Source organism: Roseateles sp. P5_E8, from assembly GCF_054177665.1.
The window spans coordinates 24,732-51,472 of the sequence record NZ_JBGCUM010000004.1; the positions used below are offsets into that span (position 1 = coordinate 24,732).

Here is a 26,741-nt window from a genome sequence, read left to right on the forward strand (position 1 = left end):
CTTGCAATCTCCGAGATGACCTCTATCATTCAGTCCATGTTGCAGTGCAGCAAAAGCAGCACAGCAAACGGTTCAACCACCTGACCTACTGGAGAAACACCATGCTGACCGCTGAACAAGTCATTGCCGCTCACAAGGCCAACATCGAAACCCTCTTCGGCCTGACGAACAAGGCTTTCGAAGGCGTCGAGAAGCTCGTCGAACTCAACCTGCAAGTCGCCAAGACCGCACTGAGCGAAGCCGCCGACACGACCACCGCCGCCCTGTCGGTCAAGGACGCGCAAGAGCTGCTGTCGCTGCAAGCCGCGCTGCTGCAACCGACTGCCGAGAAGGCCGCTTCCTACAGCCGCCACGTCTACGACATCGCCTCCAGCACCGGTGCTGAAGTTGCCAAGGTCGCCGAAGGTCAATTCGCCGAAGCGCAAGCCAAGTTCTCGACCCTCGTCGACACCGCCGCCAAGAACGCGCCGGCCGGCACCGAGAACGCCGTCGCCCTGGTGAAGTCCGCCGTCGCCGCCGCCAACAACGCTTTCGAGTCGGTCCAGAAGGCCACCAAGCAAGCCGTTGACGTGGCCGAGGCCAACTTCCAGGCCGCCACGACGCAAGCCGTCAAGGCCACGCAGACTGCGGCCCGCCCGGCCAAGCGCGCTGCCTAAGCACTGAGGCTCACGCCTCCCGAAAGCCCGGTGTTTCGACACCGGGCTTTTTTCATTTTGGCGACGCCCGATGTCGATTCATCGCGGCGCCTGTTGATACGCCGCAGCCCCGTCGCGGCGAAGCCTTCTCCAGCGTCAACTGGCGTCATTGACCCACCGGAGACCTTCATGACCCCCTGACCGACCACCCCAGCCATCGCATCCCCGTCGGCCTGGCCGTTATCGCCATCGGCGCCATGGCCTTGCTGGACCGGCAGAAGGTCTTCGAGTTACCGCTGTTGCACACCTTCTGGCCTCTGGCGCTGGTGTTGCTGGGCCTGGCCCGCCTGGGCTGGCCGCGCCATGCCGGCGGCGGGCTGGGGGCCGCGGCGCTCATCGTCGTCGGCAGCCTCATGACGGCGCACAACCTCGGCTACAACGGCTTCTCGCTGCGCGACTGGTGGCCGGCCCTCGTCATGCTGGCCGGCCTGTCCATGGTGCTGCGCGGCGCCCTGCCCCGGACGGCGGCCACAGACAACCCGGGCCGTTGATTCATCGGCAAAAGGCGGCGATTCACCGGAACGGCCGCCAGGCGAGCACGCAGCCGGGGTCTACTTGCGGCTCGTTCCAAAAGACAGACCCGCCCATGAAGCCGACCCGCGCCCGCCGCCCCTGCCCGCCCCAGCACGCCGGCCACCGCATCCTGTTCGGCCTGGCCGTCATCGGCGTCGGCGTGCTGGCCCTGCTGGACAACCTGCACTTCTTCGACATCGCGCTGCTGCGCACCTTCTGGCCGCTGGGCCTGGTGCTGTGGGGCCTGGGCCGGCTGGCCTGGCCGAGGCAGTCGGGCGGCGCAATGGTCGGCCTGGTCGTGATCGGCGTGGGCCTGGTGCTGACGGCGCAGAACCTCGGCTACATGCATTTCCACTGGCGCGACTGGTGGCCGGTGATCATCATCGTCGTCGGCCTGTCCATCCTGATGCGCGGCTTCTTCCCGCGCCAGGACATCGCCGGTGCGGCCGGCTTCGAGGCCGCAACGCTGACGCATGGCGATCTCATCGACCTCGACACCAGCTTCAGCGGCATCAACCAGCGCATCGACTCACAGAGCTTCAAGGGCGGCCGCATCAGCAGCACCTTCGGCGGCATCGAGCTGGACCTGACCCAGGCCGTCATGGCCGGCGACGAGGCCCGGCTGGACATCTCGGCCCGCTTCAGCGGCATCGACCTGCGCGTCCCGCGCGACTGGCTGGTGGTGGTGGAGATCAACCCGCTCTTCGGCGGCGTGGAAGACAAGACCGTGCCGCCCATGACGCCTGGCCCGCGCTTGGTGCTGCGCGGCGAGCTGATGTTCGCCGGCATCGACATCAAAAATTAGCCCTGTAGGCGCGCCGCCTTGCACCCCCTGTTGACCCATTGGCGCGGGCTGTCCGCCTACCTGCTGGCCTGGGCGCTGGCCGGGCCGGCGCTGGCCGCGCTGCTGCACGCGCTCGGCCTCGCGCCCCTGGGCCGCGCCCTGCCATGGACCGTGCCGCTGTGCTGCATCTTTGCCTTCCTGGTGCTGGCCACCTACTACCCCTGCCGCAGCCGGCCTTTTGGCACCGTGAGCTGGTCGGTCGCCGTCGGCTACCGCGCCGGTCTCATCGCCACGCTGGCCGCCGTGATGCTGGCCCAGGCCGCCGGCTGGGACGCGGCCGGCAGCCTGTTCGGACACCCGCAGGGCTGGGTGGGCCTGACGCCCAGCGGCATGGCGATGCTCGGTGCGACTCTATTGGGTGTGCTGACGCTGTCCGTGCTGACCCACGATCTGCTGATCGCCTTCCAGGGCACCCGGGCCGCCGCCGCGCGCGAGGCCCAGGCGCGGCTGCTGGCGCGCGACATGGAGCTGCAGCTGCTGCGCCTGCAGATCGACCCGCACTTCCTGTTCAACAGCCTCAACTCCATCAGCGCCCTCACCCACCTGGACCCGGCCGCCGCACGCGCCATGGCCATCGACCTGGCGCAGTTCTTCCGCCAGACGCTGGACCTGGCCGGCCGTGAGCGCATCCGGCTGGAGGACGAGCTGGGCCTGGTGTCGCACTACCTCGCCATCGAGAAGCAGCGCCTGGGCGACAAGCTGGTCACGGCCATCGACGCCCCGCCCGACACGCTGGCCGCACTGCTGCCGCCGCTGACGCTGCAGCCGCTGGTGGAGAACGCCCTCAAGCACGGCCTGCGCCCGCGCGACGACGGCGGGCGACTAAGCGTGCAGGCCCTGGTGCGCGACGGCTGGCTGCACCTGGCTGTGCGCAATCCTGTGCCCGAGGTGCCCTCCAACGAGACCGGCCTGGGCCTGGGCCTGCGCAACCTCCGCGAGCGCTTGACGGCACATTACGCCGGCCGCGCCCGTGTGCACTGGGGCGCCACGCCCGAGGGCTTCGCGGTCGAGATCTCCATCCCCTTCGAGACGACGCCATGACGCTAACCGCCCTCATTGCCGACGACGAAAAACTCGCCCGCCGCCTGCTCGCCGAATACCTGCGCCCGCACGCCGACATCACGCTCGTCGCCGAGGCCGAGAACGGCCTGGACGCAGCCCGCGCCATCACCGAGCTCAAGCCCGACCTCGTCTTCCTCGACATCCAGATGCCCAAGCTCACCGGCCTGGAGGTGCTGGAGCTGACTGGCCGGCGAGACGGCGTCATCTTCACGACCGCCTACGACCAGCACGCCATGCGCGCCTTCGAGCTGCACGCGGTGGACTACCTGCTCAAGCCCTTCGCCCAGGCCCGCTTCGACGCCGCGCTGGAGCGCGCCCGCCGCCTGCTGGGCCAGGCCGCGCCGGAGCTGGAGCGGCTGGTGGCGCCGGGGCCAAGGCTCACGCGGGTGCTGGTGAAAGACGGCGAAGGGATGCAGGTGCTGCTGGTCGACGACATCGCCTACATCGAGTCCCAGGCCGACCAGGTCGCCTTCCACGCCCACGGCCGCGAGCACCTCAAGACGCAGCGCATCTCCGAGCTGGAAGCCCAGCTCGACCCCGCCCGCTTCGTGCGCGTGCACCGCTCCTTCATCATCAACCTGGCCGCGCTGCAAGGCCTGGAGAAGACCGACAGCGACGCGTTTGTGGCCCGCATGAAGAACGGCAAGCGCATCCCCGTCAGCCGCAGCGGCTACGAGCGGCTGCGCACGTCCATCTGAGCCCGCGACATGAAACCAAGAATGATCATCCCCATGCTMATCTGTGCTGACGCCGCGCGCCAGATCGAGTTCTGCAAGGCCGCGTTCGACGCAGTCGAGCTGTCGCGCCGCGCCAGTGCCGACGGCCGCGTCGTCCACGCGACGCTGTCCATCCACGAGTCCCTGTTCATGGTGCACAACGACTCGCCCCACCTGGGCAGCCGGCCACCGACGCCCGACGGCAGCTCGCCGGTCGTTACCTACCTGTATTGCGACGATGTCGACACGACCATTGCCAAGGCCGTGGCCGCCGGGGCCCGCGTGCTGATGCCGGCGGCAGACCAGTTCTGGGGCGACCGCGTCGGTCGCATCATCGACCCGGCGCATCACGTGTGGAACGTGACGACCCGCCTCGGCTGACCGGCCCATGCAGTTCACGAAAAAGCTGCGCGAGGGCGTAAAGTGCGGCGACATCACCACCAGCATCCGCGTCTGGCAGTCGCCGCGCGTGAAGGCCGGCGGCCGCTACCCGCTGGAGGGCGGCCACATCGTCGTCACGTCCATCCGCGAGATCAGCTGGGACGACATCTCGGATTCGCTGGCCCGCGAATCAGGCTTTCGCAACCTGCCCGACCTGCTGCAGACCGCCCGGCACGGCAGCGGCCACAAGCTCTACTTCGTCCGCTTTCACTATGAACCGCCAGCAGCGTCGCCTTAACGTGGAGCTGATCCAGCTGTCACCAGGCCCGCAGTTGGAAATCCGCGCGCCGCAGCGGCTGCAAGGCGCCGTCCTACAAGCCAAGCCCACGCCCGCAGCCAGACTCGCCGCATGCGCTGGTTCGACCTGAGACAAACGGTGGCCCCGCTAGGCCACGTGCTGCGGCTGACCTTCGACGGCTTCCTCGCCAATCGCGGCCCACGCATGGGCGCCGCCATCGCCTACTACACGCTCTTCTCGCTGGCGCCGCTGCTGCTGATCGTCGTGTCCGTCGCCGGCCTGGTGTGGGGCGGCGAAGCGGTGCGCGGCGAACTGGTCGGCCAGCTCCAAGGCCTGCTCGGCGAGGCCGGCGCGGCCACCATCGAGGGCATGCTCAAGAGCGTGGCCTGGCCGGTGGGCGGCTGGCTCAACACGCTGGTGGGCCTGGGCCTGATGGTGGTGGGCGCCACGACGGTGTTCGCGGAGTTGCAGGACGCGCTCGACACCATCTGGCATGTGCCGGCCCGGCCCGTGCAGGGCTGGTGGGCCTGGCTGCGCGCGCGGCTGCTGAGCTTCGGATTGATCCTGGGCCTGTCCTTCCTGCTGCTGACCTCGCTGCTGCTGGGCGCGCTGCTGGCCGTGGCCCAGACCTGGTGGAAGCCATGGTTCGGCGAGTGGCTCTACGTCGCCGGCGTGGCCAATGCCGTCATCAGCCAGGGGCTGGTCGTCGCGGTGTTCGCGCTGATCTTCAAGTGGATGCCGCGCGCCCGCGTCGCCTGGCGCGATGTGCTGCTCGGTGCCCTCGTCACGGCGGGCCTGTTCGAGCTGGGCCGCACGGTCATCGGCCTGTATCTGCGCAGCACCGGCGTGGTGTCGGGTTTCGGCGCGGCGGCGTCGGTGGTGGCGCTGCTGGTGTGGGTCTATTTCTCGGCGCAGATCCTGCTGATCGGCGCGGAGTTCACCTGGGCCTATGCACGCGTGCTCGGGTCGAGGCGGGAGGAGGCTTCTAGACTCCCGCCACTTCCTCAACCGGCGACGCGATGACCACCACCGACGACGGCCTCACGCTTCACACGCGGCACTGGCCCGCCACCGCTGCCCCGCGCGGCCAGCTCCTCATCGTGCATGGCCTGGGCGAGCACATCGAGCGCTACGCCCACGTGGCCGCCGCGCTGAACGCCGCCGGCTGGGACGTGCACGGCTGGGACCATCGCGGCCACGGCCTCAGCCAGGGGCCGCGCGGCGATATCCCGGACGCCGAGGCTCTATTGCGTGACACGGCCCGGGTCATCGACGCGGTCCGCCAGCCCGGCCGGCGCTTCGTGCTGCTGGGCCACAGCCTGGGCGGCGTCATCGCCGCGCGCTTTGCGGCCGAGGCGCTGTCCGCCAGCCCCGCCGCGTGGAGCCGGCCGCTGGACGGCCTGGTGCTGTCCTCGCCGGCGCTGGACCCAGGCCTGTCAGGCGCACAGAAGCTGGCACTGGCCATTGCCGAGAAGCTGACGCCGGGCCTGGCCGTGGGCAACGGCCTCAAGCCCGCGTGGATCAGTCGCGACCCGGCCGTCGTGCAGGCCTATGCGAACGACCCGCTGGTGCACGACCGCATCACGGCGCGCATGACACGCTTCATCGTCGACGCCGGCGCCCGCGTCATCGCCGACGCACCGCGCTGGGCCGTGCCGACGCTGCTGATGTGGGCCGGTGCGGACCGCTGCGTGGCGCCGCGCGGCAGCGAGGCCTTTGCATCTGCCGTGCCGGCCAATGTCGTGGCGACGCAGCCCTGGCCCGAGCTCTTCCACGAGATCTTCAACGAGCCGGAGAAGGCCGAGGTGCTGACGGTGCTTACCGACTGGTTGAACCGCTGATCGCGTCCAGCCGGTCCACCACCAGCTCCAGCCGCAGCAGCGGGTTGTCCATCGCCATCAGCCGCTGACGTTCGGGCAGCGGCATGGGCAGCAGCTCGGCCCAGCGGTTGGCCAGCCAGCCGGCGTCGTCCCAGGCGTAGGGCGGCTGCACCGGCAATTCCTCGGGCGCGGCGCGCTCGCGCCAGCCGGCCAGCAAGTCCTGCAGCTGCCGTGCGGCCGGGCACAGGTCGTCGGGCACGGGCACGGCGGTGTCATCGGGCAGCAGCTCGATCTGGCCCACCCAGAGACCGTGGCTCAGGCAACGCGATTCCAGCAACCGAAAGCGCTGCGTGCCGCGCGTGCGGATGTGGATGAGGCCGGGCTGGTCGTGCTCGAAGTATTCGATGCGCGCCAGCGTGCCGATGTCGTGGAAAGCCTCGCGCCGGAAGCCCTCACCGTCGCGCTGCCGCACCTCATGGCCTTCGGTCAGCGTGACGACACCGAAGGCCTGGCCCTGGGCATGGCAGCGCTGCACCATGTCGAGGTAGCGCGGCTCGAACAGGCGCAGCGGCAGGTGGCCGCCGGGGAAGAGCACCGTGCCAAGGGGGAAAAGCGGGACCTCGGTGTCCACAGCTCAGCGAGTTTTCTCTGCGATGCGCTGGCGTATCAATGGCAGTACAGCCAGGGCCGCGTCACGACCGGCCTGGATGGCGCGGCGGCGGGCCGTGAAGTCACCGCTGGCCACGCCGTCCAGCCGCGGGCGCACCAGCACGTCGGCGTCGCGCAACTCGAAGCTGTTGATGCTGCGGCCCATGATGGCGAAGGTCTGCATCAGCATGCGGAAGGCGTCGCCGGGCGGGTCCTTCTCGGGCGGCGAGGTGATGTCCACCGCGACGATGAGCTGGGCGCCCATCTCGCGCGCAAAGCGCACCGGCACGGGCGACACGAGGCCGCCATCGACATACTCGCGCTGGCCGATCTTGACCGGCTGGAACACGGCCGGCACGGCGCTGGACGCACGCACGGCGGTGCCGGTGTCGCCGCTGCGGAACAGGATGGCCGAGCCGTCCGACAGGTCGGTGGCGACGATGCCCAGCGGCACCACCATCTGCTCGATGCCCTTGCCGCCGGTCTTGTCGCGGATGAAGCGCGCCAGTGCCTCGCCGCGGATCAGGCCGCGCAGCGGGAAGGACCAGTCGGTGATGGCGCCCTCGTCCATGCCCTCGGCCAGCGTCTGCATCTCCTTGCCGCCCTTGCCCGAGGCATAGAGCGCGGCCACCAGGCTGCCGGCCGACGTGCCGGCGACGAGGTCGACCTTGATGCCGTTCTCCTCCAGCACCTGGATGACGCCGATGTGCGCAAAGCCGCGCGCTGCGCCGCCCCCAAGGGCCAGACCCAGGCGCGGCGGCTTGGGCGGCGGCTTGACGACGGGGATGGGATCGGGCGTCGGCACCGGCACGATGACCGGCGCAGGCGTCTGAGTGGGACCGAAGGCGCAGGCCGACAAGGCCAGCACGAGGGCGAGGGAAGCGAGGCGGCGAAACATGGCGCGCATCATCTCAGCCCAGCTTGTAGCTCTGAAGGTGGATCGAGGTTTCCGTTCCGGCGATGCCCTTGATCAACCGCACCCGCTCCAGCACATCGGCCAGCTCCTGYAGGCTGGAGCTGCTGATCTCGGCCAGCAGGTCCCAGCGGCCGTTGGTGTCGAACAGGCCGGTAATGCCGGGCTCGCCCAGCAGCATGGCCACCACCTCGCGCGTGCGGTTGCCTTCCACCGTGATGCTCATCCAGGCGGTGATCTGGTCGGGCACGGCGTCGGGCCGCAGGCGCACCGTGTAGCCGGTGATGACGCCGCCGTCCTCCAGCCGGGCGATGCGGTTGGTGACCGTGCCGCGCGACACCTTGAGCTTGGCCGCCAGCGTGGCGACGCTGGCGCGGGCATCGGTGCGCAGCAGGGCGAGGAGTTGTTGGTCCAGAGCGTCCATCTTGTGCATTCCGTCAATCGATGCTGCCATTTTGGCAAATTGGCATGCATAACAGAGCAAGAGTTGCGCTTCTGCCTGGCAACCAGCCCCGGAAGAATCGAAGCAGCCTTTCGGAGACCCGCATGACCACCCTTCTGACCACCCAGGACGTCGCCCGCCTCGTGCAGCGCGTGGGACTTCCCGATTTAACGCGCCGCCTCGTCGCCTACCTGGAAGCCGACTACGGCCGCTGGGCCGAGTTCGACAAGACGCCGCGCGTGGCCGCCCACTCCGCCGACGGCGTCATCGAACTGATGCCCATCGCCGACGCCAGCCTCTACAGCTTTAAGTACGTCAACGGTCACCCCAAAAACCACCGCGTCGGCCTGCCGACCGTGATGGCGTTTGGCGTGCTCGCCGACGTGGCCACCGGCGCACCGGCGCTGCTGTCCGAGCTGACGCTGACCACCGCGATGCGCACGGCCGCCACGTCGGTGATGGTCGCCAAGCGCCTGGCCCGGCCGGACAGCCGCGTGATGGCGCTGATCGGCAACGGTTGCCAGAGCGAGTTCCAGGCGCTGGCCTTCCACCACCTGCTGGGCATCCGTGAGCTGCGCCTGTTCGACATCGACCCGGCCGCCACCGCCAAGCTGGTGCGGCACCTTGAGCGAACGCCGGGCCTGACGCTGACCGTCTGCGCTTCAGTCGCCGAGGCGGTGCGCGGCGCCGACATCGTCACCACCGTCACCGCCGACAAGGCCGCCGCCACCATCCTGACGCCGGACATGATCGARCCCGGCATGCACATCAACGSSGTCGGCGGCGAYTGYCCCGGCAAGACCGAGCTGCATCGCGGCGTGCTGGAGATGGCGCGCGTCATCTGCGAGTTCGAGCCGCAGTCGCGCATCGAAGGCGACATGCAGCAGATGCCCGCTGACTTCCCCGTCACCGAGTTCTGGCGCGTGCTGGCCGGTGACGCGCCGGGCCGCGAATCGGCCAGCCAGATCACCGTGTTCGACTCGGTGGGCTTCGCGCTGGAAGACTTCTCCGCGCTGCGCCTGCTGCGCGACGTCAGCACCCAGCTCGGCATCGGTTCGGCGCTGGATCTGATCCCGCAGATGGCCGATCCCAAGGACCTGTTCGGTCAGTTGCAACTCGGCGGCCAGTTGCAGGCAGCCTGAGGTCTTGCGGCCAGGCTTGCGTCGCTTACCTGGGCTCACAGGCCTGGGCGGCAGTCCGGCGGAGCCGGGTGCACCAGTCCTACATGAGGGCCCCATCACGGTGCCGAGGATTCGTTCAGCGACATCCCAGTCGCTTTTCCGATGAACGAAGCAGGAAGAAACCGTGATGACCAAGACCGCACTCACCCTCGCCGCCCTCGCGCTGGCCGCCAGCGCCGCCCAGGCCCAACCCACCAACAAGCCCAGCGCCTACGGCCTGCTGTCGGCCGGTCAGGGCCACCTGAACGCCGACTGCAGCGGCGTGCAGGCCTGTGACCGCAACGCCACTGGCGGCAAGGCCATGCTCGGCTATTCCTTCGGCAACGGCTTCGCGCTGGAAGGCGGCTACACGACCTTCGGCCGCTTCCATGCATCGCAGGGTGCCGTCGGCCTGAACGCCCGGCCCGAGGCGCTGTCGCTGGGCGGCGCGTACACCGCCGCGCTGACGCCGGACTGGGGCCTCACCGGCCGCCTGGGCGTGGCGCGCGTGCGCACCAAGGTTGGCGCCGACGTCGGCGTGCTCAGCGGCTCCGACCGTGAAAGCAAGACCCAGCCCATTGCCGGCCTGGCCGTGAACTATGCGCTGACGCCGTCCACCCGCGTCGAGCTTGGCGTGGACGCGACGCGCGCTCAGTACCAGGGCGAGCGCAGCAATGTGCGCCTGGTGTCGCTGGGCGCGCGCATGTCGTTCTGACGACGCCGCGCATCAGTCCGGGGCCGCCATGTGCGGCCCCTCTTTTTGTTGCCGCGCCACTAATACCCACACCACGTCGGAGCACCCGCCACCAGAATCGACAGCAACGCGACAGGGGGTTGGCATGGGCTCGAAAGTGCATCCGGTCCGCAGCCGTAGGCTGCTCTTGCTGCTCGGCTTGACCGCGCCACTCGCTGTGGTGGCCGAGCCGCTGCCCACCGACCCGCTGGAGCGCCAGTGCTGGCTGGCCCACACGGCCCAGCGCGCGGCGGTGGACCTGCGGGAACCCATCTCCGTGCACTTCAGCAATGTGAAAAGCGGCTACCGCGTGCGCACGCCCTTCTGGGTCGAGTTTGGCGTGCGCGGCATGGGCGTCATCCCGGCCGGCAATCCCAACGACAAGGCCGGCCACCACCACATCCTCATCGACACGCCGCTGCCGCGCGACCACACGGCACCCATCCCCTTCTCGGCCACGCACAGGCATTTCGGCAAGGGGCAGACCGGCACCGAGCTGGACCTGCCGCCGGGCCGGCACACGCTGCGCCTGCTGTTCGCCGACCACGCCCACAAGCCCTACTTCGTCTTCAGCAACGAGATCGCCATCGAGGTCACGGGCAAGCGCAGCGACCCCGCGCCCAGGGTCATCTCGGGTGACGCCGACAGCTGCGAGGCCTGGTACCAGGACCAGCGCGCCGCGCCGCGCGCCTCGGCCGAGCGCGCGGTCTATGTGAAGAACCTGCGCGACGACGAGACCGTGTCCAGCCCCTTCACGCTGTCACTGGGCGTGCTCGGTGCCGGCCAGGGCGTGGCGCCGGCCGGCACCAGCATCAAGGACACCGGCCACTTCCGGTTAAGCATCAATCAGAAGGGCAACACGGTGCGGCGCCAGGACCTCACAGACGGCCGCAGCGAGGCCATCGTCGACCTGCCACTGGGCGACTACGAAGTCGCTGTCACGCTGAACGACGGCGACGGCAACCTGCTGCTCAAGGGCGCGCCGCTGAAGCTCAGCGTCAATCGTCACGACAGGTAGGCGCCCACGTCCTCCACGTCGATGAGACCGGCCGCCATGAAGCGCCGCGCATAGGCCATGCACGCGCCGGAGCGCAGGAAGAGCTCGAAGAGTTCGGCGTCCAGGTGCTGCTCCCGCACCATGCGGGCCAGGATGGCCAGCGCCTCCGACAGCGGCTTGCCGGGCTTGTAGGGCCGGTCGTCGGCGGTCAGGGCCTCAAAGACGTCGGCGATGGCCATCATGCGGGCCTGCGGGCTCATCTGCTCGCGCGTCAGGCCGCGCGGATAGCCCTTGCCATCCATGCGCTCGTGATGCCCGCCGGCAATCTCGGGCACCTCGCGCAGGTGCCGCGGGAACGGCAGCTCGTGCAGCATCTTGATGGTCTGCACGATGTGGTCGTTGATCTTGTAGCGCTCCTCGTCCGTCAGCGTGCCACGCGACACGGCCAGGTTGTGCAGCTCGCCACGGTGGTAGAGGTGCTCGGGCTGGCTCATGCGGAAGCCCCAGCGGTTGCCCTCGGCCAGCGTCTCGGCCGGCGCGCGCGCCAGCACATGCTCGGGCCGGTCGGCCAGCAAGGCCTCCGGCGCGGGCAGCGGTGGCCTGGGGCTCGGCAGGCGCCGCGCCTCGTCGGCCGACAGGCCCAGGCCATCATCCAGCGTGCGCCACCAGCGCCGCGCGCCGATTTCGCGCAGCCGGGCCAGCCGCTCGGGGCCGAGGAACTCCCCGCCCTGGTTGCAGGCCGCGACGAAGGCGAAGCCCTCGTCCAGCGCGGCCTGCGCGGGGGCCGCCTCCGCACGCGCGGCGGCCGTGCCGTCGGCGCCCAGCCGGGCCTCCAGGCGCTCGATCAGCACGTCGCGCTTGAGCACCTCGAAGCGGGTGCGGATCTCATGGATGCGGTTGTTGAGCGTCTCCAGCTTGGTGGCCTTGTCGACGACGTACTCCGGCGTCGTCACCTTGCCGCAGTCGTGCAGCCAGGCGGCGATGTGCAGCGCCTCCCACTCGTCGGCCGTCATCGTGAAGCCGGCATACGGCCCCTCGGTCGCGTCGCAGGCGGCCTGGGCCAGCATCTTGGTCAGCTCCGGCACGCGCTGGCAGTGGCCGGCGGTGTAGGGGCTCTTGGCATCGATGGCGCCGGCAACAAGCTGGATGAAGCTCTCCAGCAACTCCTTGCGCGCGCGCTGCAGCAGCTGGTTGTCCATGGCCAGCGCCGCCGTGCCCGACAGCGCGCGCACGAAGGCCACGCGGGCCTCGCCCAGCGGCTCAGCCTGGCCCTCGGCCGGCATGGTGAAGGACAGCGTCAGCGTGCCCAGGGTCTCGTTCTGGCGGTTCTTCAGCGGCAGGGACAGCAGCCTCACCCGCGCCGCGCTCAAGCCCGCAAACAACGGCTCGTAGGCCTTGAGATGACCCGGGTTGTCCCAGCTCAGGTCCACCTCCACCGGCCCGTCGGCCCGCAGGGCCTGCACCGGCGCCGCAACGCTGTCGGGCGCGCTGACATCCCAGGTCAGGCCGGCGCGCTTCGCCGTCTCGCCATGCAGGTGCGAGGCGGCCGGCAGCAGTTGGCTGCCGTCGGCGGACAGCAGGTGCACGGCGCCGCCGTTGGCCTCGGCCACAGCGATGKTCTCGCGCAGGATGAGGTCCAGCAGGGTGTCGAAATCGCGCTCGGCGCTGAGGGCGGCGCTGATGTCGAGGAAGCGGCGCAGCGAATGCTTCATGGCCGTCATCGCAACGGCCAGCCGGTCGACCTCGCGGATCAGGCTGCGCCTGGGGTCGGGGCCATCGAACTCGAATTGGCGGATGGCCTCGGCCTGGCGCGCCAGCTCGCGCAGCGGCCTGGAGACGCGGTCGGCCAGCAGATGCACCAACGGCAACAGCAACAGCATCAGGCCCAGTGAGATGTAGAAGCTGTGGCGCCGGCTCTCGATCTGGAAGGCCTGCAGCTCGTCGCGCGGCGCGGCCATCAGCAGCGTCAGCGACGCGCCCGCCACGACGCCTTCACCGTCGCCCTGGTTGCCCACCAGCGGCAGCGCATGGGCCACCCATTCGCGGCCATCAATGGCCTGCACCGGCACGAGCCCGCCACTGGCATCGCGCCGCGCCCACAGCGCGCGCATCAGCGGCGTGGCCGCCTCGGCGACCTGGCGCAGCGTCTTGCCGCCGCTGGCCTGCGGCGGGCGATCTCGGCGGGCCTCGGCCAGCAGCTCGCCGCCGGCGGTGGCGATCAGCAGCTCGGCCGAGCGGCTGATCTGCGGCTTGGTCAGCATGTCGCTCAAGGCGTGCAGGCTGACGTCGGCGCCGATGACGACGGCGCCACGCGCCTCGGCCAGCGTCACGCCGGGCTCGCCGGTGGTGAAGAAGAGATAGGGCTCGGACTGCACGGCCCGGCCGTCGCCGGCTCGCCGGGCCAGCTCGTACCAGGGCCGCACGCGGGGGTCGAAGACGTAGTCGGGCCGCTCCAGCTGCTGCACCTCGCGCAGCCCGGCGTCCAGAAAGCGGTAGCTGCCGCGCACCTGGCCGCCATCGCGGTCCACGCTCTGCAGCCCGAAGGCCGCGTTGGCCGGCGCGCCCATGCGGCTGCGCGCGGCGGTGTCCTCCAGGCGGCGCAGCAGCAGGAAGGAGCCGCTTGCGGTGCCCACGTAGACCGCCGACACCGAGGCATTGCCGCGCAAGGCCGCCACCAGCTGCGGCAGGGCCGCCAGCCGCTGGGCCTCGCTGGTGGCATGGCCCAGGGCGCCCGAGGCCAGCAAGGCCACGCTGACCCGCGCCGGCCGCAGCTCGGTCTCCACCGTGGCGGCCGCCTCACGGCCGATGCGCCTGGCCGCCGCACCGGCCTGCTGCAGCATCAGCGCATCGCTGCGCGAGGCCTCGTGAAGCAGCAGCACGCCGTAGACCATGGCCACCAGGCCGACCATCAACGCGCTCAGGGTGATGTACAGCGTCTTGGGCTTGATGTGAGGCATGAAACCAGTATCAGCGTTGCGCCTGTGGGTCCGCATGCACAGGCCCGACGCCGGCGGCGATTCAGCGTGAATCCTCACGTTCAGTGATGCACCGATTTGTCGCGCGACTGCGACAGGCATCGAGGAGGCCAAGGGCGGGGCTGCATACGATGCGCGCCTCCTTGAAAAAGGCTTGCGGGCCACCGCCTTCGCCATGGCCCAACGAACGAGAAGACAAGGGAAAGTTCTCAAGATGAAGAAGCATGCATTCGCCCTGGCCGCGCTGATCGCCGCGGCCTGCGCCCAGGCCCAGACGCAAACTCCGGCGCCGATCTACATGACCACCGCAGCTGGCGCGTCGCACCTGAACCTGGACTGCACGGGAGCAACTTCGTGCGACGCCAGCGACGTGGGGGCCAAGCTGGTCGGCGGCTACCAGTTCGGCAACGGCCTGAGCCTGGAGCTGGCCTACATCGCCTTCGGCAAGTTCCGCGCAGCCGACGGCGCCCTGGGGCTGTCGGTCAAGCCCACGGCCTTCCTGATGGGCGGCGCCTACGCGCTGCCGCTCAGCAGCGACTGGGGCCTGAACCTGCGCCTCGGCGCCGCCCAGGTAAAGACCAAGGTCACCGCCGTGGCCGGCTCAGTGAGCGGTAACGATTCTGAAAGCAAGGTCAAGGTCTATGTGGGCGCCGGCCTGAGCTACGCCGTCAGCAAGACGTTAAAGATCGAACTTGGCGCCGATTCGACGGAAGCCGAGTACGCCGGTGAGAAGGGCAGCCTCCGCCTGATTTCGCTGGGCGCGACCTTCTCGTTCTGATCTGCCTGATGCTGACCGAGGGCCGCCATGAGCGGCCCTTGTCGTTTCTACACTCCGGGCATGAACTACGCCCCGTTGATCAAGGAAGTGGGCCGCGGCGCCCGCGGTGCCCGCGACCTCACCCGCTTGCAGGCCGAAGAGCTGTTCGGCGAGATGCTGGACGGCACGGTGCCCGACATGGAGCTGGGCGCCCTGCTCATCGCCATGCGCATCAAGGGCGAAAGCGCCGACGAGGTGGCCGGCTTCCTGGCGGCGATGCAGGCCCGCACCGCCTCGCTGGCAGCCCCGGCAGGCCCACGCACCGTGCTGCTGCCCAGCTTCAACGGTGCCCGCAAGCAGGCCAACCTGATGCCGCTCGTCGCCCAGCTGCTGGCCCGCGACGGCGTGCCGGTGCTGATCTTCGGCCGCCATGACTTCGACAGCCGCCACAGCCCCTTCGAGCTGCTGGACGCGCTGGGCCTGCACGCCAGCGACACGCCGGCCGACGCAGAAGAGAGGTTGGCGAACGACAAGCTCACCGTCCTGCCTTTGCAAAAACTCAACCCTGGCTTGAACAATCTGATGGCCTTGCGCCCACGCCTGGGCCTGCGCAACAGCTCGCACAGCTTGGCCAAGCTGCTGGACCCCTTCCCCGCCGGCCGCGGCGTGCGCGTCGTCGCGGTGACGCACCCGGAGTACCTGGACAGCATGTCCGAGGCCTTGCCGGTGCTGACGGCAGGCGGCGGCCGTGCACTGCTGATGCGCGCCAGCGAGGGCGAGGCCTACGCCCACCTGCGCCGCAAAGCCCATCTGATCGGCTTCCAGGACGGCGCCACGGCGCCGCTGCATCCGGCCGACACCACCGACCTGGACTGGCCGCTGTCCCCCGCCTGCGAGCCGCAGGACAATGCCGGACTGATCCGCGCCATGCTGGCCGGGTCCGAACCGGTGCCGACGCGCATCGCCGAACAGGTCGCCGTGCTGAAGCTTCTCGCCACAAACTGAAGTTGCTTATTCAGCTTGGGCATATGRCCCCAAGAATTAAGTAGTTCTGCGGCGCTGCAACATTCCCTAGAGTCGCGCCCTCAGGTGGCATGGGGTCACCGCTGGAGTTTCTTGCGTGCTGGACGGGATTGCGATTGCGAGTGGACTGGGTGTCGGCCTCATCGTCGGGATCACCGGCGTGGGCGGCGGCTCGCTGATGACGCCGCTGCTGCTGACCGTCTTCAAGCTGAACCCGGCGGTCGCCATCGGCACCGACCTCTGGTTCGCCTGCCTGACCAAGATGAGCGGCTCCATCGCCCATGCCCGCCACGGTCACGTCAACTGGGCCATCGTGCGCCGCCTGCTGGCCGGCTCCATCCCGGCCTCCATCGCCACCATCGCGCTGATGCACCTGACCGGCATCACCAAGGGCTGGGCGGCTGCGCTGACCTTTTCTCTCGGCATCGCCCTGCTGCTGACGGCCGTCGTCGTCGCCTTCAAACAAAGCTGGCAGGCGCTGGGGCTGAAGCTGGAGCGCTGGATTCCCGAAGGCCGCAAGCCGGCGCTGACCGTCGCCTCCGGCCTGCTGCTGGGCGTGCTGGTGTCTCTGTCGTCCATCGGCGCCGGGGCCGTCGGCGCCACGCTGATCCTGCTCATCTACCCCCGCATGAAGGCGCGCGACATCGTCGGCACCGACATCGCCCACGCCGTGCCGCTGACGCTGGTGGCCGGCCTGGGCCACGCCACGCTGGGCAACGTGAACTGGCTGTTGCTGATGTCCTTGCTCATCGGTTCCCTGCCCGGCATTTGGCTGGGCGCCCAATTGACCCGCCGCCTGCCTGACGGCGTCGTGCGCAGCCTGCTGTGCGCGTCGCTGCTGATGGCCGGCTGGAAAGTGATCCACTAGAAAAGACCTCTTCGATGTATCAGTACACCGACTTCGACCGCCGCTTCGTCCACGCCCGAGCCGCGCAATACCGCGACCAGCTCGAACGCCACCTCGCGGGCACGCTGGGCACCGACGAGTTCCGCGCACTGCGCCTGCAAAACGGCTGGTATATCCAGCGCCACGCGCCCATGCTGCGGGTGGCCGTGCCCTATGGCGAGCTGTCCTCACGCCAGCTGCGCCAGCTCGCGAAGATCGCCCGTGAGTACGACCGCCAGCCCGACGGCCCCTTCGCCGGCCAGGGCGGCTACGGCCACTTCACGACGCGCCAGAACCTGCAATACAACTGGATCCCGCTGGTGGACAGCGCCACGGTGATGGACCTGCTGGCCGAGGTCGACATGCACGGCATCCAGACCAGCGGCAACTGCATCCGCAACATCACCAGCGACGCCTTCGTCGGCATCGCGCCGGCCGAGATCGTCGATGCGCGCCCCTACTGCGAAGTGCTGCGCCAGTGGAGCACGCTGCACCCCGAGTTCGCCCACCTGCCGCGCAAGTTCAAGATCGCCGTCAGCGGCGCCGCCGAGGACCGCGCGGCCATCGGCTGGCATGACATCGGCCTGCAACTGAAGAAGAACGCGGCCGGCGAGGTCGGCTTCCAGGTCTTCGTCGGCGGCGGCATGGGCCGCACGCCGATCCCGGGCGTGGAGATCAACCGCTTCGTGCCCTGGCAGCAGATCCTCGTCTACATCGAGGCCATCGTGCGCGTCTACAACCTCGCCGGCCGGCGCGACAACCTCTACAAGGCCCGCATCAAGATCCTCGTCAAGGCCGAAGGCCAGAAGTTCTTCGACGCGGTCAACGAGGAGTACCAGCGCATCCTGGCCGACGACAACGGCGGCCACGAGCACATCATTCCGCAGGCCGAGCTGGACCGCGTCGCGGCCTGCTTCGTCGATCCCGCCAGCGTCACGCCGACGGCCGAGCCCGCGCTCGACACCAGCGACCCGGCGTTCGCACGCTGGCTGGCGCGCAACGTCGACGGCCACCGCGTTGCCGGCTATCGCGCCGTGACGCTGAGCCTGAAGCGCGTCGGCATCGCCCCTGGCGACACGACTGCCGATGTGATGGATACCGCCGCCGCCCTGGCCGACCAGTTCAGCCATGGCGAGCTGCGCGTGTCGCACCGCCAGAACCTCGTGCTGCCCTGGGTTAAGGCCTCGGACCTGCCCGAGCTGTTCCAGGCCGCCCGCGCTGCCGGCTTCGCGACGCCCAATGCCCGCCTGCTGACCGACCAGATCGCCTGCCCCGGCGGCGACTTCTGCGCGCTGGCCAACGCCCGCTCGCTGCCGCTGGCCGCCGAGATCGCCGAGCGTTATCAAGACCAGGACGAGCTCGAAGACCTCGGCGAGCTGGACCTGCACATCAGCGGCTGCATCAACAGCTGCGGCCACCACCACAGCGGCCACATCGGCATCCTCGGCGTCGACAAGGACGGCACCGAGTGGTACCAGCTGACGCTGGGCGGCAGTGACGGCACCAGGCTGTCGGGCACGACGGTGGCCGGCAAGGTCATCGGCCCGAGCTTCGCGGCCGACGAGATCGCCGACGCCATCGATGCCGTCATCGACACCTTCAAGCGCGAGCGCCTGGCTGGTGAGCACTTCATCGACGCCGTGAAGCGCGTCGGCCTCGACCCGTTCAAGACCGCCGCCAATGCCGTGCGTGTGTCCACCGCCAAGGTGCAAGCATGAAGTTCATCAACGCCACCACCTGCCAATGGAAGCACGCCATCGGTGAAGACGGCCCCAAGCCCGATCCCGATCCGGCGCCCAACCGCCTGCTGTCGCTGGAGCAATGGCATGCCGTGAAGACCCGCTGGCCCGCGAACACGCCGGTCGCCATCGAGTTCCCGAACGACGCTGACATCAACCAGCTCGCACCCGACCTGGCCCGCATTGCCGTCATCGTGCTCGACTTCCCGAAGTGGACCGACGGCCGCGCCTACAGCCAGGCCCACATCCTGCGCAGCCGCCACAAGTTCACCGGCGCCATCCGCGCCCGTGGCGAAGTGCTCGTGGACATGATGCAGCTGCTGGCCCGCACCGGCTTCGACGAGGTCGTCATGCGCGGCGACCAGTCGCAGGCTGCGGCGCAAAAGGCGCTGGACCTGTTCGCGCCGGTCGGCTTCTATCAAGGCGACGTCGGCGAGACCCGGCCGTGGTTCATGAGGAGTGCCGCGTGAGCGAAGTCAGCAGCCTGCCCTGGGCCGCCGCGCCTGCGGCTGGCAATGCCATCGGCCTCTACGCCAAGTGGACGCCGGCGCTGGACGCCAAGATCGACGCCGCGCTGCAACGCCTGCGTGACGCCAGCATCGAACACGGCGACGGCCTGGTGCAGAGCAGCAGCCTGGGCGTGGAAGACATGGTCATCACCGACCTGATCGCCCGCACCCAGCTGCCCATCGCCATCTCAACGCTGGACACCGGCAAGCTGCACGCCGAGACGCTGGCCCTGCTGCCGCGCATCCGCGAGCGCTACGGGTTCGAGGTCGAAGCCTTCAAGCCTGTGGCCGAAGCCGTCATCCAGTTCGTCACCCGCGAGGGCGAGGAGCCGATGTACAAAAGCATCGAGCTGCGCAAGGCCTGCTGCGGCCTGCGCAAGATGGAGCCGCTGGGCCGCATGCTCAAGGGCCGCAGCGCCTGGATCACCGGCCTGCGCCGCGAGCAGAGCGGCGCACGCGGCGACGTGGCGTTTGATGAAGACGACGGCAATGGCCGCCGCAAGATCAGCCCCATCGCCGACTGGACCTGGGCCGAGGTCTGGGCCTATGTCGAGAAATACGACGTCCCCTACAACCCGCTGCATGACCAGTTCATGCCCTCGATCGGCTGCGCGCCCTGCACGCGCGCCATCGCCGTCGGCGAGGACTTCCGCGCCGGCCGCTGGTGGTGGGAAGACTCCACCAAGGAATGCGGTCTGCACGCCAAATCATGAATGCTGCTGTGAAACCCGAACAACTCATCGCCGACGTCGACCACGCCCACTTGGATGCGCTGGAAGAGGAAGCCATCTTCATCCTGCGCGAGGTGGCCGCGAGCTTCGAGCGCCCCGCCCTGCTGTTCTCCGGCGGCAAGGACTCCTGCGTCGTGCTGCGCCTGGCGGAGAAGGCCTTCAAGATGAAGAACGCGGCGCATCCGAGTGGCTACTCGGGCGCCCTGCCCTTCCCGCTGGTGCACATCGACACGGGGCACAACTTCCCCGAGGTCATCACCTTCCGTGACCAGCGCGTGGCGGACATGGGCGAGCGCCTGATCGTGGGCCATCTGGAAGATTCCATGGCCCGCGGCACCATCCGCCTGAGCCACCCGCTGGAAAGCCGCAACGGCCATCAGACGGTGACGCTGCTGGAGACCATCGAGGAGCACAAGTTCGACTGCCTGATCGGCGGCGCCCGCCGCGACGAGGAGAAGGCGCGCGCCAAGGAGCGCATCTTCAGCCACCGCGACAGCTTCGGCCAATGGCAGCCCAAGGAGCAGCGCCCCGAGCTGTGGACGCTGTTCAACACGCGCATCCGCCCGGGCGAGCATTTCCGCTGCTTCCCCATCAGCAACTGGACCGAGCTGGACGTGTGGCTCTACATCGCCCGCGAGAACATCCCGCTGCCGCAGATGTACTTCGCGCATGAGCGCCAGGTCATCCGCCGCAAGGGCCTGCTGGTGCCGCTGACCGACGTGACGCCGCCGGAAGAAGGCGAGACCGTCGAGACGGCCTTGGTGCGCTTCCGCACCGTCGGCGACATGACTTGCACCTGCCCGGTCGAGAGCCCCGCCGCCAACGCAAGCGAGGTCGTGGCCGAGACGCTGACTGTGACCGTGAGTGAGCGCGGCGCCACGCGCATGGACGACCGCACGAGTGAAGCTTCGATGGAGAAGCGCAAGAAGGAAGGGTATTTCTGATGAAGGCGCTGCGATTCCTAACTGCGGGTTCCGTTGACGACGGCAAGTCCACGCTGATCGGCCGCCTGCTGTTCGACGGCCAGGCCATCCTGGCCGACCAGCTCGACACGCTGGAGCGCCGCGCCGCCGGCCGCCCCATCGACCTGAGCCTGCTGACCGACGGCCTGGAAGCCGAGCGCGAGCAAGGCATCACCATCGACGTGGCCTACCGCTACTTCGCGACCAAGACGCGCAAGTTCATCATTGCCGACGCCCCCGGCCATGAGCAGTACACGCGCAACATGGTCACGGCCGCCGCCGGCAGCGATGCCGCCGTCGTGCTGGTGGACATCACCAAGCTGGACCTGACCGAAGCCGACGTGACGCTGCTGCCGCAGACGCGCCGCCACTCGCTGCTGGCCCAGCTGCTGCGCGTGCCCAGCATCGTCTTCGCCATCAACAAGATCGACGCGCTGGAGGACGCGGGCGCGGGCTTCGAGAAGGTCAAGACGGCCCTGGACAAGTTCGCCGCTGCCGCCGGCTTGAACGTCGCGGCCACCGTGCCCGTCAGCGCGCTGCGCGGCGACAACGTCACCCAGCCTCTGGACGCGCCCTGGTGGAACGGCGAATCCCTGCTGCAAGTGCTGGAGCGCCTGCCCACGCTGAGCGAGCGCGCCGACGCGCCGCTGAGCCTGCCCGTGCAATACGTGCAGAAGGACGCCTACCAGTCGGCTGGCACCGGCTTCCAGCCGCGCGTGCTGTGGGGCCGCATCGCCCACGGCGCGGTGAAGGCTGGCGACACCATCGAGGTGCTGCCGTCCCGGCAGACGGCCGTCGTCTCCGAAGTGCGACTGGCCGGCGAGACCGTGCCCAGCGCCGAAGCCGGAGACTCGGCCGGCCTCGTGCTGGACCGCCAGCTCGACGTCAGCCGCGGCGACTGGATCGTCACGCCCGGCAGCGCTGCGGTCACCAAGAACTTCTCCGCGACGCTGGCCTGGCTGGACACCGAAGCCGCCAAGCCCGGCCGCAAGTACTGGGTGCGCCACGGCAACCGCTGGGTGCAGGCGCGCATCTCGGCGATCGATTCGGTGCTGGACATCAACACGCTGACGCCGCACGAGGCGCATGAGCTACCCGTCAACACGATCGGTCGCGTGCAGATGGAAGTGCAGCACGAGCTGCCCGTCGAGCCCTTCGCGGACAACCGCGTCGGCGGCGCGCTGATCGTCGTCGACCCCGCCAGCCACCGAACCAGCGGCGCGCTGCTGGTGGACGTGCAGCCCGCTGCCACGGAAGAGGCCTGGTAATGGCCGGCAGGGTGATCTTCGTCAGCGCGGGCCCTGGCGCCGCCGACCTGATCACCGTGCGCGGTGCCCGCGCGCTGGGCACCGCCGACATCGTGCTGGCCGATGCGCTGGCCGACCCGGCCCTGCGCGACCTCGCGCCGCAAGCGCAATGGCTGCTCGTCGGCAAGCGCGGCTACGAGCATTCGGCCAAGCAGAACGAGATCAACGCGCTGCTGCTGAAGGCCGCGCACGAACACGCCGTCGTCGTGCGCCTTAAGGGCGGCGACGCCAGCATCTTCGGCCGCCTGGAAGAAGAGCTCGCGGCGCTGGCCGAGGTCGGCATCGCCAGCGAAGTCATCCCCGGCGTGACCGCCGCGCTGGCCGCCGCTGCACACACGCAACGCCCGCTGACCCGCCGTGGCCGCGGTCGCAATGTGTCGCTGACGACGGCGATGACCGAGACCGGCGAGTTGCGAGCCGCGCTCAGCGCCGACACCGAGGTCTTCTACATGGCCGGCCGCCAGCTCGCCACGCTGGGCACCAAGCTCGTCGCCGCCGGCTGGCCGGCCGACACGCCGGCCCTGGTCGTGTCCCGCGCGGGCTGCGCGGATGCCATCACCAGCGAGCACCGCATTGGCGATCTCGCCCACGCCGCGCCACTACACGGCAACAGCCCCACGGTCGTCACCGTGGGCACGGGGGCGGCGCCGGTCCAGGCCAGCCAGCCGCCCGCCTTTAAAATCGTCGTTTCGCCTGAAAAGGCGCCCCTTACTTCCCAGAGCTCCTCATGACCCACGTCGTCACCGAAGCCTGCATCCGCTGCAAATACACCGACTGCGTCGACGTCTGCCCGGTCGACTGCTTCCGCGAAGGCCCGAACTTCCTGACCATCGACCCGGATGAATGCATCGACTGCGCCGTCTGCATCCCCGAGTGCCCGGTCAACGCCATCCTGCCCGAGGAGGATGTGCCCGGCGATCAGATCCACATGATCAAGATCAACGCCGACCTGGCCAAGGGCTGGCCCAGCATCACCAAGCGCAAGCCGCCGCTGCCCGATGCCGACGACTGGAAAGACAAGACGGGCAAGCTGCCCGAGCTGATCCGCTGAACTACGGCGATTGAAGTAAACGTCTTTATGGAAGAAATCGAAGACGACGACGCCATCGAGACGGACGCCGTCATCGTCGGCGCCGGCCCGGTCGGCCTGTTCCAGGTCTTCGAACTGGGCCTGCTGGAGATCAAGGCCCACGTCATCGACAGCCTGGCCTACCCCGGCGGCCAGTGCATCGAGCTCTACCCCGACAAGCCCATCTACGACATCCCGGCCGTGCCCGTGTGCACCGGCAAGGAGTTGACGGACAACCTGCTCCGGCAGATCCAGCCCTTCGGCGCGAGCTTCCACCTCGGGCAAGAAGTCACCGTCGTGCAGAAGTTGGACGATGGCCGCTTCATCGTCGAGACCAACAAGGGCACGCAGCTCGTCACCAAGACGGTCTTCATTGCCGGCGGCGTCGGCAGCTTCCAGCCGCGCACGCTGAAGGTCGAGGGCGTCGAGAAGTACGAGGGCGAGCAGGTCCACTACCGCGTCATGAGCCCCACCCAGTTCGCCGGCAAGAACCTGCTCATCATCGGCGGCGGCGACTCCGCGCTGGACTGGGCGCTGAACTTCTGCGCCGCGCATGCCGACGGCAACCCGCACAAGGCCGAGAGCGTCATCCTCGTGCACCGCCGGGACGGCTTCAAAGCGGCGCCAGCCAGCGTCGCGAAGATGCACGAACTCTGCGACGCCCACGAGATGCAGTTCATCGTCGGCCAGGCCACCGGCATCGACGAGCGGGACGGCGCGCTCACGGGCCTGAAGATCACCGGCAACGACGGCATCACGCGCGTCGTGCCTTGCGACCAGGTGCTGGCCTTCTTCGGGCTCAGCCCCAAGCTCGGCCCGATTGCCGAATGGGGCCTGGCGCTGGAGCGCAAGCAGATCGTTGTCGACACTGAGAAGTTCGAGACCAGCGTACCGGGCATCTTCGCCGTGGGTGACGTGAACACCTATCCGGGCAAGAAGAAGCTCATCTTGAGCGGCTTCCACGAGACCGCGCTGGCGGCATTTGGCGCGGCGCCCTATGTCTTCCCCGACAAGCGCGTGCATCTGCAATACACGACGACCAGCCCCAAGCTGCACAAGGTATTAGGCGTCGATTCCCCCGTCTTCGACTGACTGGGAGGGGGCTTGCGAAATGGCGCCGCAGCGGCGTTGCAAAGGCTTGCCGTAGCGTTGCTACTGTCTTCGCCTTTGCGCCTTGCTGCGACACCATTGCGCAAGCCTGGCGGGTTAGGGGCTCGGCAGGCATAGAATTCGGCTCAGCGCGTCGCTTCGGTGACGCGTCTTCGCTAGGGGTGTTGCGCCGGCCACGGCAGTGCGCGACTGAGACAGTCCCTTTGAACCTGATTGAGGTAATCCTCGCGCAGGGAAGCACGCTGATAGCCCAGGCCGAATCTTCGTCTCTCGCCCCTGGGCTCCGTCGTTTGCCGACCTGCCATCGCTTTGCATTCCGATGGCACGACACACTCTTTCCCTCATCGCCACCGCCGCCGCCCTGCTGGCCGCCGGTATCGCCTCCGCCCAGTCCTTGCCGCAGGTCCGCGTGACCGGCAAGGCCACCGAGGCCGTGCCCAGCCTGTCCGGCTTCAACGACCCGCCGGCCAAGCTGCCGATGCAGGCGCTGAGCCTGTCCGCCGAACGGCTGGACGACCTCGGCATCAGCCAGCTGTCGGGCATCACCAAGATCGATGCCTCCGTCTCGGACGCCTACAACGCCGTCGGCTACTGGTCGCAGCTCAAGATTCGCGGCTTCGACCTCGACAACCGCTTCAACCTGCGCCGCGACGGCCTGCCCATCAGCGGCGAGACCGCGCTGCCGCTGGTCAACAAGTCCGGCATCGAAGTGCTGAAGGGCAGCTCCGGCATGCAGGCGGGCACCAGCTCGCCGGCCGGCATCGTCAACTTCGTCGTCAAGCGCCCGCTGGCCGACGATGCCACGGCGCTGATGCTGGAAGCCGTCCAGGGCGGCTCGGTGCAGGCCAGCCTGGACCACTCGCAGCGCTTCGGTGCCAGCCGCGAGTTCGGCCTGCGCGTCAACCTCGCGGCGGCCCAGCTGAACCCGCAGTTGCGCAACAGCAAGGGCCGGTCGCACACGGTCGCGCTGGCCACCGACTGGCGCGTCAGCCCCGACACCCTCGTCGAGGCCGAAGTCGAGATCAACCGCCAGAGCCAGCCCAGCCAGCAAGGCTTCAGCCTGCTGGGCAACCGCCTGCCCGACGCCAACAGCGTCGACCCCAAGCTCAACCTCAACAACCAGCCCTGGAGCCTGCCCGTCGTCTTCGACAACACGCACGCCTCGCTGCGCGTGCAGCACAAGCTGACTGGCGACTGGCGCGTGCAGGCCGCCCTCGGCATCCAGCGGCTACGCACCGATGACCGCCTGGCCTACGCGTTCGGTTGTTCCGCCGTTGACGACTATTCGCGCTTCTGTGCCGACGGCAGCTACGACCTCTACGACTTCCGCAGCGAGAACGAGCACCGCGACACGACGGCGCTGGACGTCTCCGCCAGCGGCCCCGTGCAGCTGGCCGGCCTGCGCCATGACGTCACCGTCGGTGGACTGAGCAGCCAGTTCAAGAGCCGCTTCCAGCGCCAGGCCTACAACTGGGCCGGCATCGGCAACGTGGACGGCAGCGCCGTCACCACTGCCCAGCCCGACCTGACCGACGAGAACACCAACCGCGATGAGCGCAGCAATGAGCTCTATCTGCGCGACCGCGTGGCGCTGAGCGCCGACACCAGCGCCTGGCTGGGCCTGCGCCACACCCGCCTGCACCGCGAGAGCGTGCGCACCGATGGCTCACGGCCGACCGACTACTCGCAGAGCGTCACCACACCCTGGCTCGCCCTCAGCCATGCCATTGCAAGCGACTGGCTGGTCTACGCCAGTTGGGGCCAGGGCATAGAGAGCGAAGTCGCCCCCAACCGCGCGCGCTACAAGAACCGCGGCCAGGCCCTGCCCGCGCTGAAGAGCCGCCAAACCGAGATCGGCCTGAAGACCGGCAGCCAGCGCGTCGAAGGTTCGCTGACCGCCTTCGACATCCGCCGCCCCGCGTGGCGCGACATCGTGCTGCCCGGTTTCACGGAGTGCAGTGCCAACGACAGCTGCGAGCGCGTGGCCGACGGTTTCGCCCGCCATCGCGGCATCGAGGCCAGCGCCGACCTGAAGTGGAGCGGTGGCGGCCTGTTCGCCAGCGCCATGCGCCTGCAGGCACGCCGCGAAGGCAGCGCCGACGCCAGCCTCAACGGCCTGCGCCCGGCCAACGTGCCGCAGACGACGATCAAGGCCCACCTTCGCCAGGACCTGCTGCCTGGCCTGCAAGCCCAGCTCGGCCTTCGCCACGAGGGCAGCCGCTTCGCCACGCCCGACAACGGCATCGCCGTGCCCGCCTGGACGGTGGCTGACGCCGGCCTGCGCTACACGCAAGGCGTGGGCAACCAGACCTGGATCTGGCGCGCAGCCGTCGACAACCTCGCCAACCGCCGAGCCTGGCGCGAGTCGCCCTGGCAGTTCGAGCACAGCTACCTCTACCCACTCGCGCCACGCACTTTGCGCGCGAGCCTGGAGGTCCGGCTCTGAGGCGC

At 69.0% G+C, this 26,741-nt stretch carries 28 protein-coding genes and 1 riboswitch; of the genes, 24 read left to right on the forward strand and 4 right to left on the reverse strand.

The genetic code is table 11. The annotated features are described in order from the left end of the window. Positions 1 to 101 precede the first annotated feature (101 nt). From ACXRVZ_RS03465 to ACXRVZ_RS03505, 9 genes are all read left to right on the forward strand, one after another. Complete coding sequence (locus tag ACXRVZ_RS03465; protein WP_457419558.1) at positions 102 to 656, forward strand: phasin family protein; 555 nt, start codon at positions 102 to 104, stop codon at positions 654 to 656. A gap of 212 nt (positions 657 to 868) precedes the next feature. Further along, positions 869 to 1,186 (forward strand): LiaI-LiaF-like domain-containing protein, encoded by a 318-nt coding sequence (locus ACXRVZ_RS03470; RefSeq protein WP_457419853.1) that lies wholly within the window; start codon positions 869 to 871, stop codon positions 1,184 to 1,186. 95 nt (positions 1,187 to 1,281) lie between these two features. After that, the gene (locus ACXRVZ_RS03475) at positions 1,282 to 2,013 is read left to right on the forward strand and encodes a LiaI-LiaF-like domain-containing protein (protein ID WP_457419560.1); all 732 of its coding nucleotides are present in this window, start codon (positions 1,282 to 1,284) and stop codon (positions 2,011 to 2,013) included. Positions 2,014 to 2,031: 18 nt separating this feature from the next. Then, positions 2,032 to 3,093: a sensor histidine kinase gene (locus ACXRVZ_RS03480; RefSeq protein WP_457419562.1), complete on the forward strand. Its 1,062-nt coding sequence runs from the start codon at positions 2,032 to 2,034 to the stop codon at positions 3,091 to 3,093. After that, positions 3,090 to 3,812 carry a LytR/AlgR family response regulator transcription factor gene (locus tag ACXRVZ_RS03485; protein WP_457419564.1) on the forward strand — a complete coding sequence of 241 codons (723 nt, stop codon included), beginning with the start codon at positions 3,090 to 3,092 and terminating at the stop codon, positions 3,810 to 3,812. The genes ACXRVZ_RS03480 and ACXRVZ_RS03485 overlap by 4 nt, the downstream gene beginning before the upstream one ends. A 33-nt stretch (positions 3,813 to 3,845) precedes the next feature. Next, positions 3,846 to 4,211: a VOC family protein gene (locus ACXRVZ_RS03490; protein WP_457419566.1), complete on the forward strand. Its 366-nt coding sequence runs from the start codon at positions 3,846 to 3,848 to the stop codon at positions 4,209 to 4,211. A 7-nt stretch (positions 4,212 to 4,218) separates the two neighbouring features. Continuing rightward, positions 4,219 to 4,509 (forward strand): hypothetical protein, encoded by a 291-nt coding sequence (locus ACXRVZ_RS03495; RefSeq protein WP_457419568.1) that lies wholly within the window; start codon positions 4,219 to 4,221, stop codon positions 4,507 to 4,509. 111 nt (positions 4,510 to 4,620) lie between these two features. Continuing rightward, positions 4,621 to 5,532 (forward strand): YihY/virulence factor BrkB family protein, encoded by a 912-nt coding sequence (locus ACXRVZ_RS03500; protein ID WP_457419570.1) that lies wholly within the window; start codon positions 4,621 to 4,623, stop codon positions 5,530 to 5,532. Continuing rightward, complete coding sequence (locus tag ACXRVZ_RS03505; protein WP_457419572.1) at positions 5,529 to 6,350, forward strand: alpha/beta hydrolase; 822 nt, start codon at positions 5,529 to 5,531, stop codon at positions 6,348 to 6,350. Before ACXRVZ_RS03500 ends, ACXRVZ_RS03505 begins: the two co-directional genes overlap by 4 nt. Here ACXRVZ_RS03505 and ACXRVZ_RS03510 read toward each other — a convergent pair. The 3 genes from ACXRVZ_RS03510 to ACXRVZ_RS03520 are packed head-to-tail and all read right to left on the reverse strand — an operon-like array spanning position 6,328 to position 8,314. Further along, complete coding sequence (locus tag ACXRVZ_RS03510; RefSeq protein ID WP_457419574.1) at positions 6,328 to 6,960, reverse strand: LON peptidase substrate-binding domain-containing protein; 633 nt, start codon at positions 6,958 to 6,960, stop codon at positions 6,328 to 6,330. The two genes, ACXRVZ_RS03505 and ACXRVZ_RS03510, sit on opposite strands and share 23 nt — an antisense overlap. 3 nt (positions 6,961 to 6,963) lie before the next feature. Further along, complete coding sequence (locus ACXRVZ_RS03515; RefSeq protein WP_457419576.1) at positions 6,964 to 7,875, reverse strand: patatin-like phospholipase family protein; 912 nt, start codon at positions 7,873 to 7,875, stop codon at positions 6,964 to 6,966. Positions 7,876 to 7,888: 13 nt separating this feature from the next. Continuing rightward, entirely contained in the window at positions 7,889 to 8,314 is a 426-nt protein-coding gene (locus ACXRVZ_RS03520) for an Lrp/AsnC family transcriptional regulator (RefSeq protein ID WP_457419578.1), read from the reverse strand. 122 nt (positions 8,315 to 8,436) lie between these two features. Between ACXRVZ_RS03520 and ACXRVZ_RS03525 the strand changes: the two genes are divergently transcribed. From ACXRVZ_RS03525 to ACXRVZ_RS03535, 3 genes are all read left to right on the forward strand, one after another. Further along, the gene (locus ACXRVZ_RS03525; RefSeq protein WP_458232186.1) at positions 8,437 to 9,474 is read left to right on the forward strand and encodes an ornithine cyclodeaminase; all 1,038 of its coding nucleotides are present in this window, start codon (positions 8,437 to 8,439) and stop codon (positions 9,472 to 9,474) included. 166 nt (positions 9,475 to 9,640) lie between these two features. Further along, the gene (locus ACXRVZ_RS03530; protein ID WP_457419582.1) at positions 9,641 to 10,207 is read left to right on the forward strand and encodes an outer membrane beta-barrel protein; all 567 of its coding nucleotides are present in this window, start codon (positions 9,641 to 9,643) and stop codon (positions 10,205 to 10,207) included. Between the two features lie 178 nt (positions 10,208 to 10,385). Continuing rightward, entirely contained in the window at positions 10,386 to 11,243 is an 858-nt protein-coding gene (locus tag ACXRVZ_RS03535) for a DUF4399 domain-containing protein (protein ID WP_457419584.1), read from the forward strand. Here ACXRVZ_RS03535 and ACXRVZ_RS03540 read toward each other — a convergent pair. Then, entirely contained in the window at positions 11,231 to 14,179 is a 2,949-nt protein-coding gene (locus ACXRVZ_RS03540; protein ID WP_458232187.1) for an HD domain-containing phosphohydrolase, read from the reverse strand. The genes ACXRVZ_RS03535 and ACXRVZ_RS03540 overlap by 13 nt on opposite strands. 232 nt (positions 14,180 to 14,411) lie before the next feature. Here ACXRVZ_RS03540 and ACXRVZ_RS03545 point away from each other — a divergent pair, with 232 nt between their 5' ends. From ACXRVZ_RS03545 to ACXRVZ_RS03600, 12 genes are all read left to right on the forward strand, one after another. Next, positions 14,412 to 14,975 carry an outer membrane beta-barrel protein gene (locus ACXRVZ_RS03545; protein ID WP_457419588.1) on the forward strand — a complete coding sequence of 188 codons (564 nt, stop codon included), beginning with the start codon at positions 14,412 to 14,414 and terminating at the stop codon, positions 14,973 to 14,975. 60 nt (positions 14,976 to 15,035) lie between these two features. Next, the gene (ybiB, locus tag ACXRVZ_RS03550) at positions 15,036 to 15,959 is read left to right on the forward strand and encodes a DNA-binding protein YbiB (RefSeq protein WP_457419590.1); all 924 of its coding nucleotides are present in this window, start codon (positions 15,036 to 15,038) and stop codon (positions 15,957 to 15,959) included. A gap of 118 nt (positions 15,960 to 16,077) precedes the next feature. After that, complete coding sequence (locus ACXRVZ_RS03555; RefSeq protein WP_457419855.1) at positions 16,078 to 16,845, forward strand: sulfite exporter TauE/SafE family protein; 768 nt, start codon at positions 16,078 to 16,080, stop codon at positions 16,843 to 16,845. Between the two features lie 14 nt (positions 16,846 to 16,859). After that, complete coding sequence (locus ACXRVZ_RS03560; RefSeq protein WP_457419592.1) at positions 16,860 to 18,581, forward strand: nitrite/sulfite reductase; 1,722 nt, start codon at positions 16,860 to 16,862, stop codon at positions 18,579 to 18,581. After that, complete coding sequence (locus tag ACXRVZ_RS03565; protein WP_457419594.1) at positions 18,578 to 19,072, forward strand: DUF934 domain-containing protein; 495 nt, start codon at positions 18,578 to 18,580, stop codon at positions 19,070 to 19,072. Before ACXRVZ_RS03560 ends, ACXRVZ_RS03565 begins: the two co-directional genes overlap by 4 nt. Further along, positions 19,069 to 19,824, forward strand: coding sequence for a phosphoadenylyl-sulfate reductase (locus ACXRVZ_RS03570; RefSeq protein WP_457419596.1), 756 nt, complete (start codon positions 19,069 to 19,071; stop codon positions 19,822 to 19,824). Before ACXRVZ_RS03565 ends, ACXRVZ_RS03570 begins: the two co-directional genes overlap by 4 nt. Then, entirely contained in the window at positions 19,821 to 20,786 is a 966-nt protein-coding gene (gene cysD / locus ACXRVZ_RS03575; protein ID WP_457419598.1) for a sulfate adenylyltransferase subunit CysD, read from the forward strand. Before ACXRVZ_RS03570 ends, cysD begins: the two co-directional genes overlap by 4 nt. Next, positions 20,786 to 22,072, forward strand: coding sequence for a sulfate adenylyltransferase subunit 1 (locus tag ACXRVZ_RS03580; protein ID WP_457419599.1), 1,287 nt, complete (start codon positions 20,786 to 20,788; stop codon positions 22,070 to 22,072). The genes cysD and ACXRVZ_RS03580 overlap by 1 nt, the downstream gene beginning before the upstream one ends. Further along, entirely contained in the window at positions 22,072 to 22,842 is a 771-nt protein-coding gene (cobA, locus tag ACXRVZ_RS03585) for a uroporphyrinogen-III C-methyltransferase (protein ID WP_457419601.1), read from the forward strand. Before ACXRVZ_RS03580 ends, cobA begins: the two co-directional genes overlap by 1 nt. Continuing rightward, positions 22,839 to 23,162 (forward strand): ferredoxin FdxA, encoded by a 324-nt coding sequence (gene fdxA, locus ACXRVZ_RS03590; RefSeq protein WP_457419603.1) that lies wholly within the window; start codon positions 22,839 to 22,841, stop codon positions 23,160 to 23,162. Before cobA ends, fdxA begins: the two co-directional genes overlap by 4 nt. Positions 23,163 to 23,189: 27 nt before the next feature. Further along, entirely contained in the window at positions 23,190 to 24,272 is a 1,083-nt protein-coding gene (locus tag ACXRVZ_RS03595) for an NAD(P)/FAD-dependent oxidoreductase (protein WP_457419605.1), read from the forward strand. A 165-nt stretch (positions 24,273 to 24,437) separates the two neighbouring features. Next, a riboswitch (TPP riboswitch) is annotated at positions 24,438 to 24,543 on the forward strand. A gap of 66 nt (positions 24,544 to 24,609) precedes the next feature. Then, a complete protein-coding gene (locus ACXRVZ_RS03600; RefSeq protein ID WP_457419607.1) occupies positions 24,610 to 26,736 on the forward strand; it encodes a TonB-dependent siderophore receptor in 2,127 nt (708 codons plus the stop codon). The last annotated feature ends 5 nt before the right edge of the window (positions 26,737 to 26,741 follow it).

What these genes read in the sequence shown, in the direction of transcription:
- ACXRVZ_RS03465 (WP_457419558.1), top strand. Translation starts at nt 102, where the DNA reads ATGCTGACCGCTGAACAAGTCATTGCCGCTCACAAGGCCAACATCGAA.
- ACXRVZ_RS03475 (WP_457419560.1), top strand. Translation starts at nt 1,282, where the DNA reads ATGAAGCCGACCCGCGCCCGCCGCCCCTGCCCGCCCCAGCACGCCGGC.
- ACXRVZ_RS03485 (WP_457419564.1), top strand. Translation starts at nt 3,090, where the DNA reads ATGACGCTAACCGCCCTCATTGCCGACGACGAAAAACTCGCCCGCCGC.
- ACXRVZ_RS03495 (WP_457419568.1), top strand. Translation starts at nt 4,219, where the DNA reads ATGCAGTTCACGAAAAAGCTGCGCGAGGGCGTAAAGTGCGGCGACATC.
- ACXRVZ_RS03500 (WP_457419570.1), top strand. Translation starts at nt 4,621, where the DNA reads ATGCGCTGGTTCGACCTGAGACAAACGGTGGCCCCGCTAGGCCACGTG.
- ACXRVZ_RS03505 (WP_457419572.1), top strand. Translation starts at nt 5,529, where the DNA reads ATGACCACCACCGACGACGGCCTCACGCTTCACACGCGGCACTGGCCC.
- ACXRVZ_RS03515 (WP_457419576.1), bottom strand. Translation starts at nt 7,875, where the DNA reads ATGTTTCGCCGCCTCGCTTCCCTCGCCCTCGTGCTGGCCTTGTCGGCC.
- ACXRVZ_RS03530 (WP_457419582.1), top strand. Translation starts at nt 9,641, where the DNA reads ATGACCAAGACCGCACTCACCCTCGCCGCCCTCGCGCTGGCCGCCAGC.
- ACXRVZ_RS03545 (WP_457419588.1), top strand. Translation starts at nt 14,412, where the DNA reads ATGAAGAAGCATGCATTCGCCCTGGCCGCGCTGATCGCCGCGGCCTGC.
- ybiB (WP_457419590.1), top strand. Translation starts at nt 15,036, where the DNA reads ATGAACTACGCCCCGTTGATCAAGGAAGTGGGCCGCGGCGCCCGCGGT.
- ACXRVZ_RS03560 (WP_457419592.1), top strand. Translation starts at nt 16,860, where the DNA reads ATGTATCAGTACACCGACTTCGACCGCCGCTTCGTCCACGCCCGAGCC.
- ACXRVZ_RS03565 (WP_457419594.1), top strand. Translation starts at nt 18,578, where the DNA reads ATGAAGTTCATCAACGCCACCACCTGCCAATGGAAGCACGCCATCGGT.
- cysD (WP_457419598.1), top strand. Translation starts at nt 19,821, where the DNA reads ATGAATGCTGCTGTGAAACCCGAACAACTCATCGCCGACGTCGACCAC.
- ACXRVZ_RS03580 (WP_457419599.1), top strand. Translation starts at nt 20,786, where the DNA reads ATGAAGGCGCTGCGATTCCTAACTGCGGGTTCCGTTGACGACGGCAAG.
- cobA (WP_457419601.1), top strand. Translation starts at nt 22,072, where the DNA reads ATGGCCGGCAGGGTGATCTTCGTCAGCGCGGGCCCTGGCGCCGCCGAC.
- fdxA (WP_457419603.1), top strand. Translation starts at nt 22,839, where the DNA reads ATGACCCACGTCGTCACCGAAGCCTGCATCCGCTGCAAATACACCGAC.
- ACXRVZ_RS03595 (WP_457419605.1), top strand. Translation starts at nt 23,190, where the DNA reads ATGGAAGAAATCGAAGACGACGACGCCATCGAGACGGACGCCGTCATC.
- ACXRVZ_RS03600 (WP_457419607.1), top strand. Translation starts at nt 24,610, where the DNA reads ATGGCACGACACACTCTTTCCCTCATCGCCACCGCCGCCGCCCTGCTG.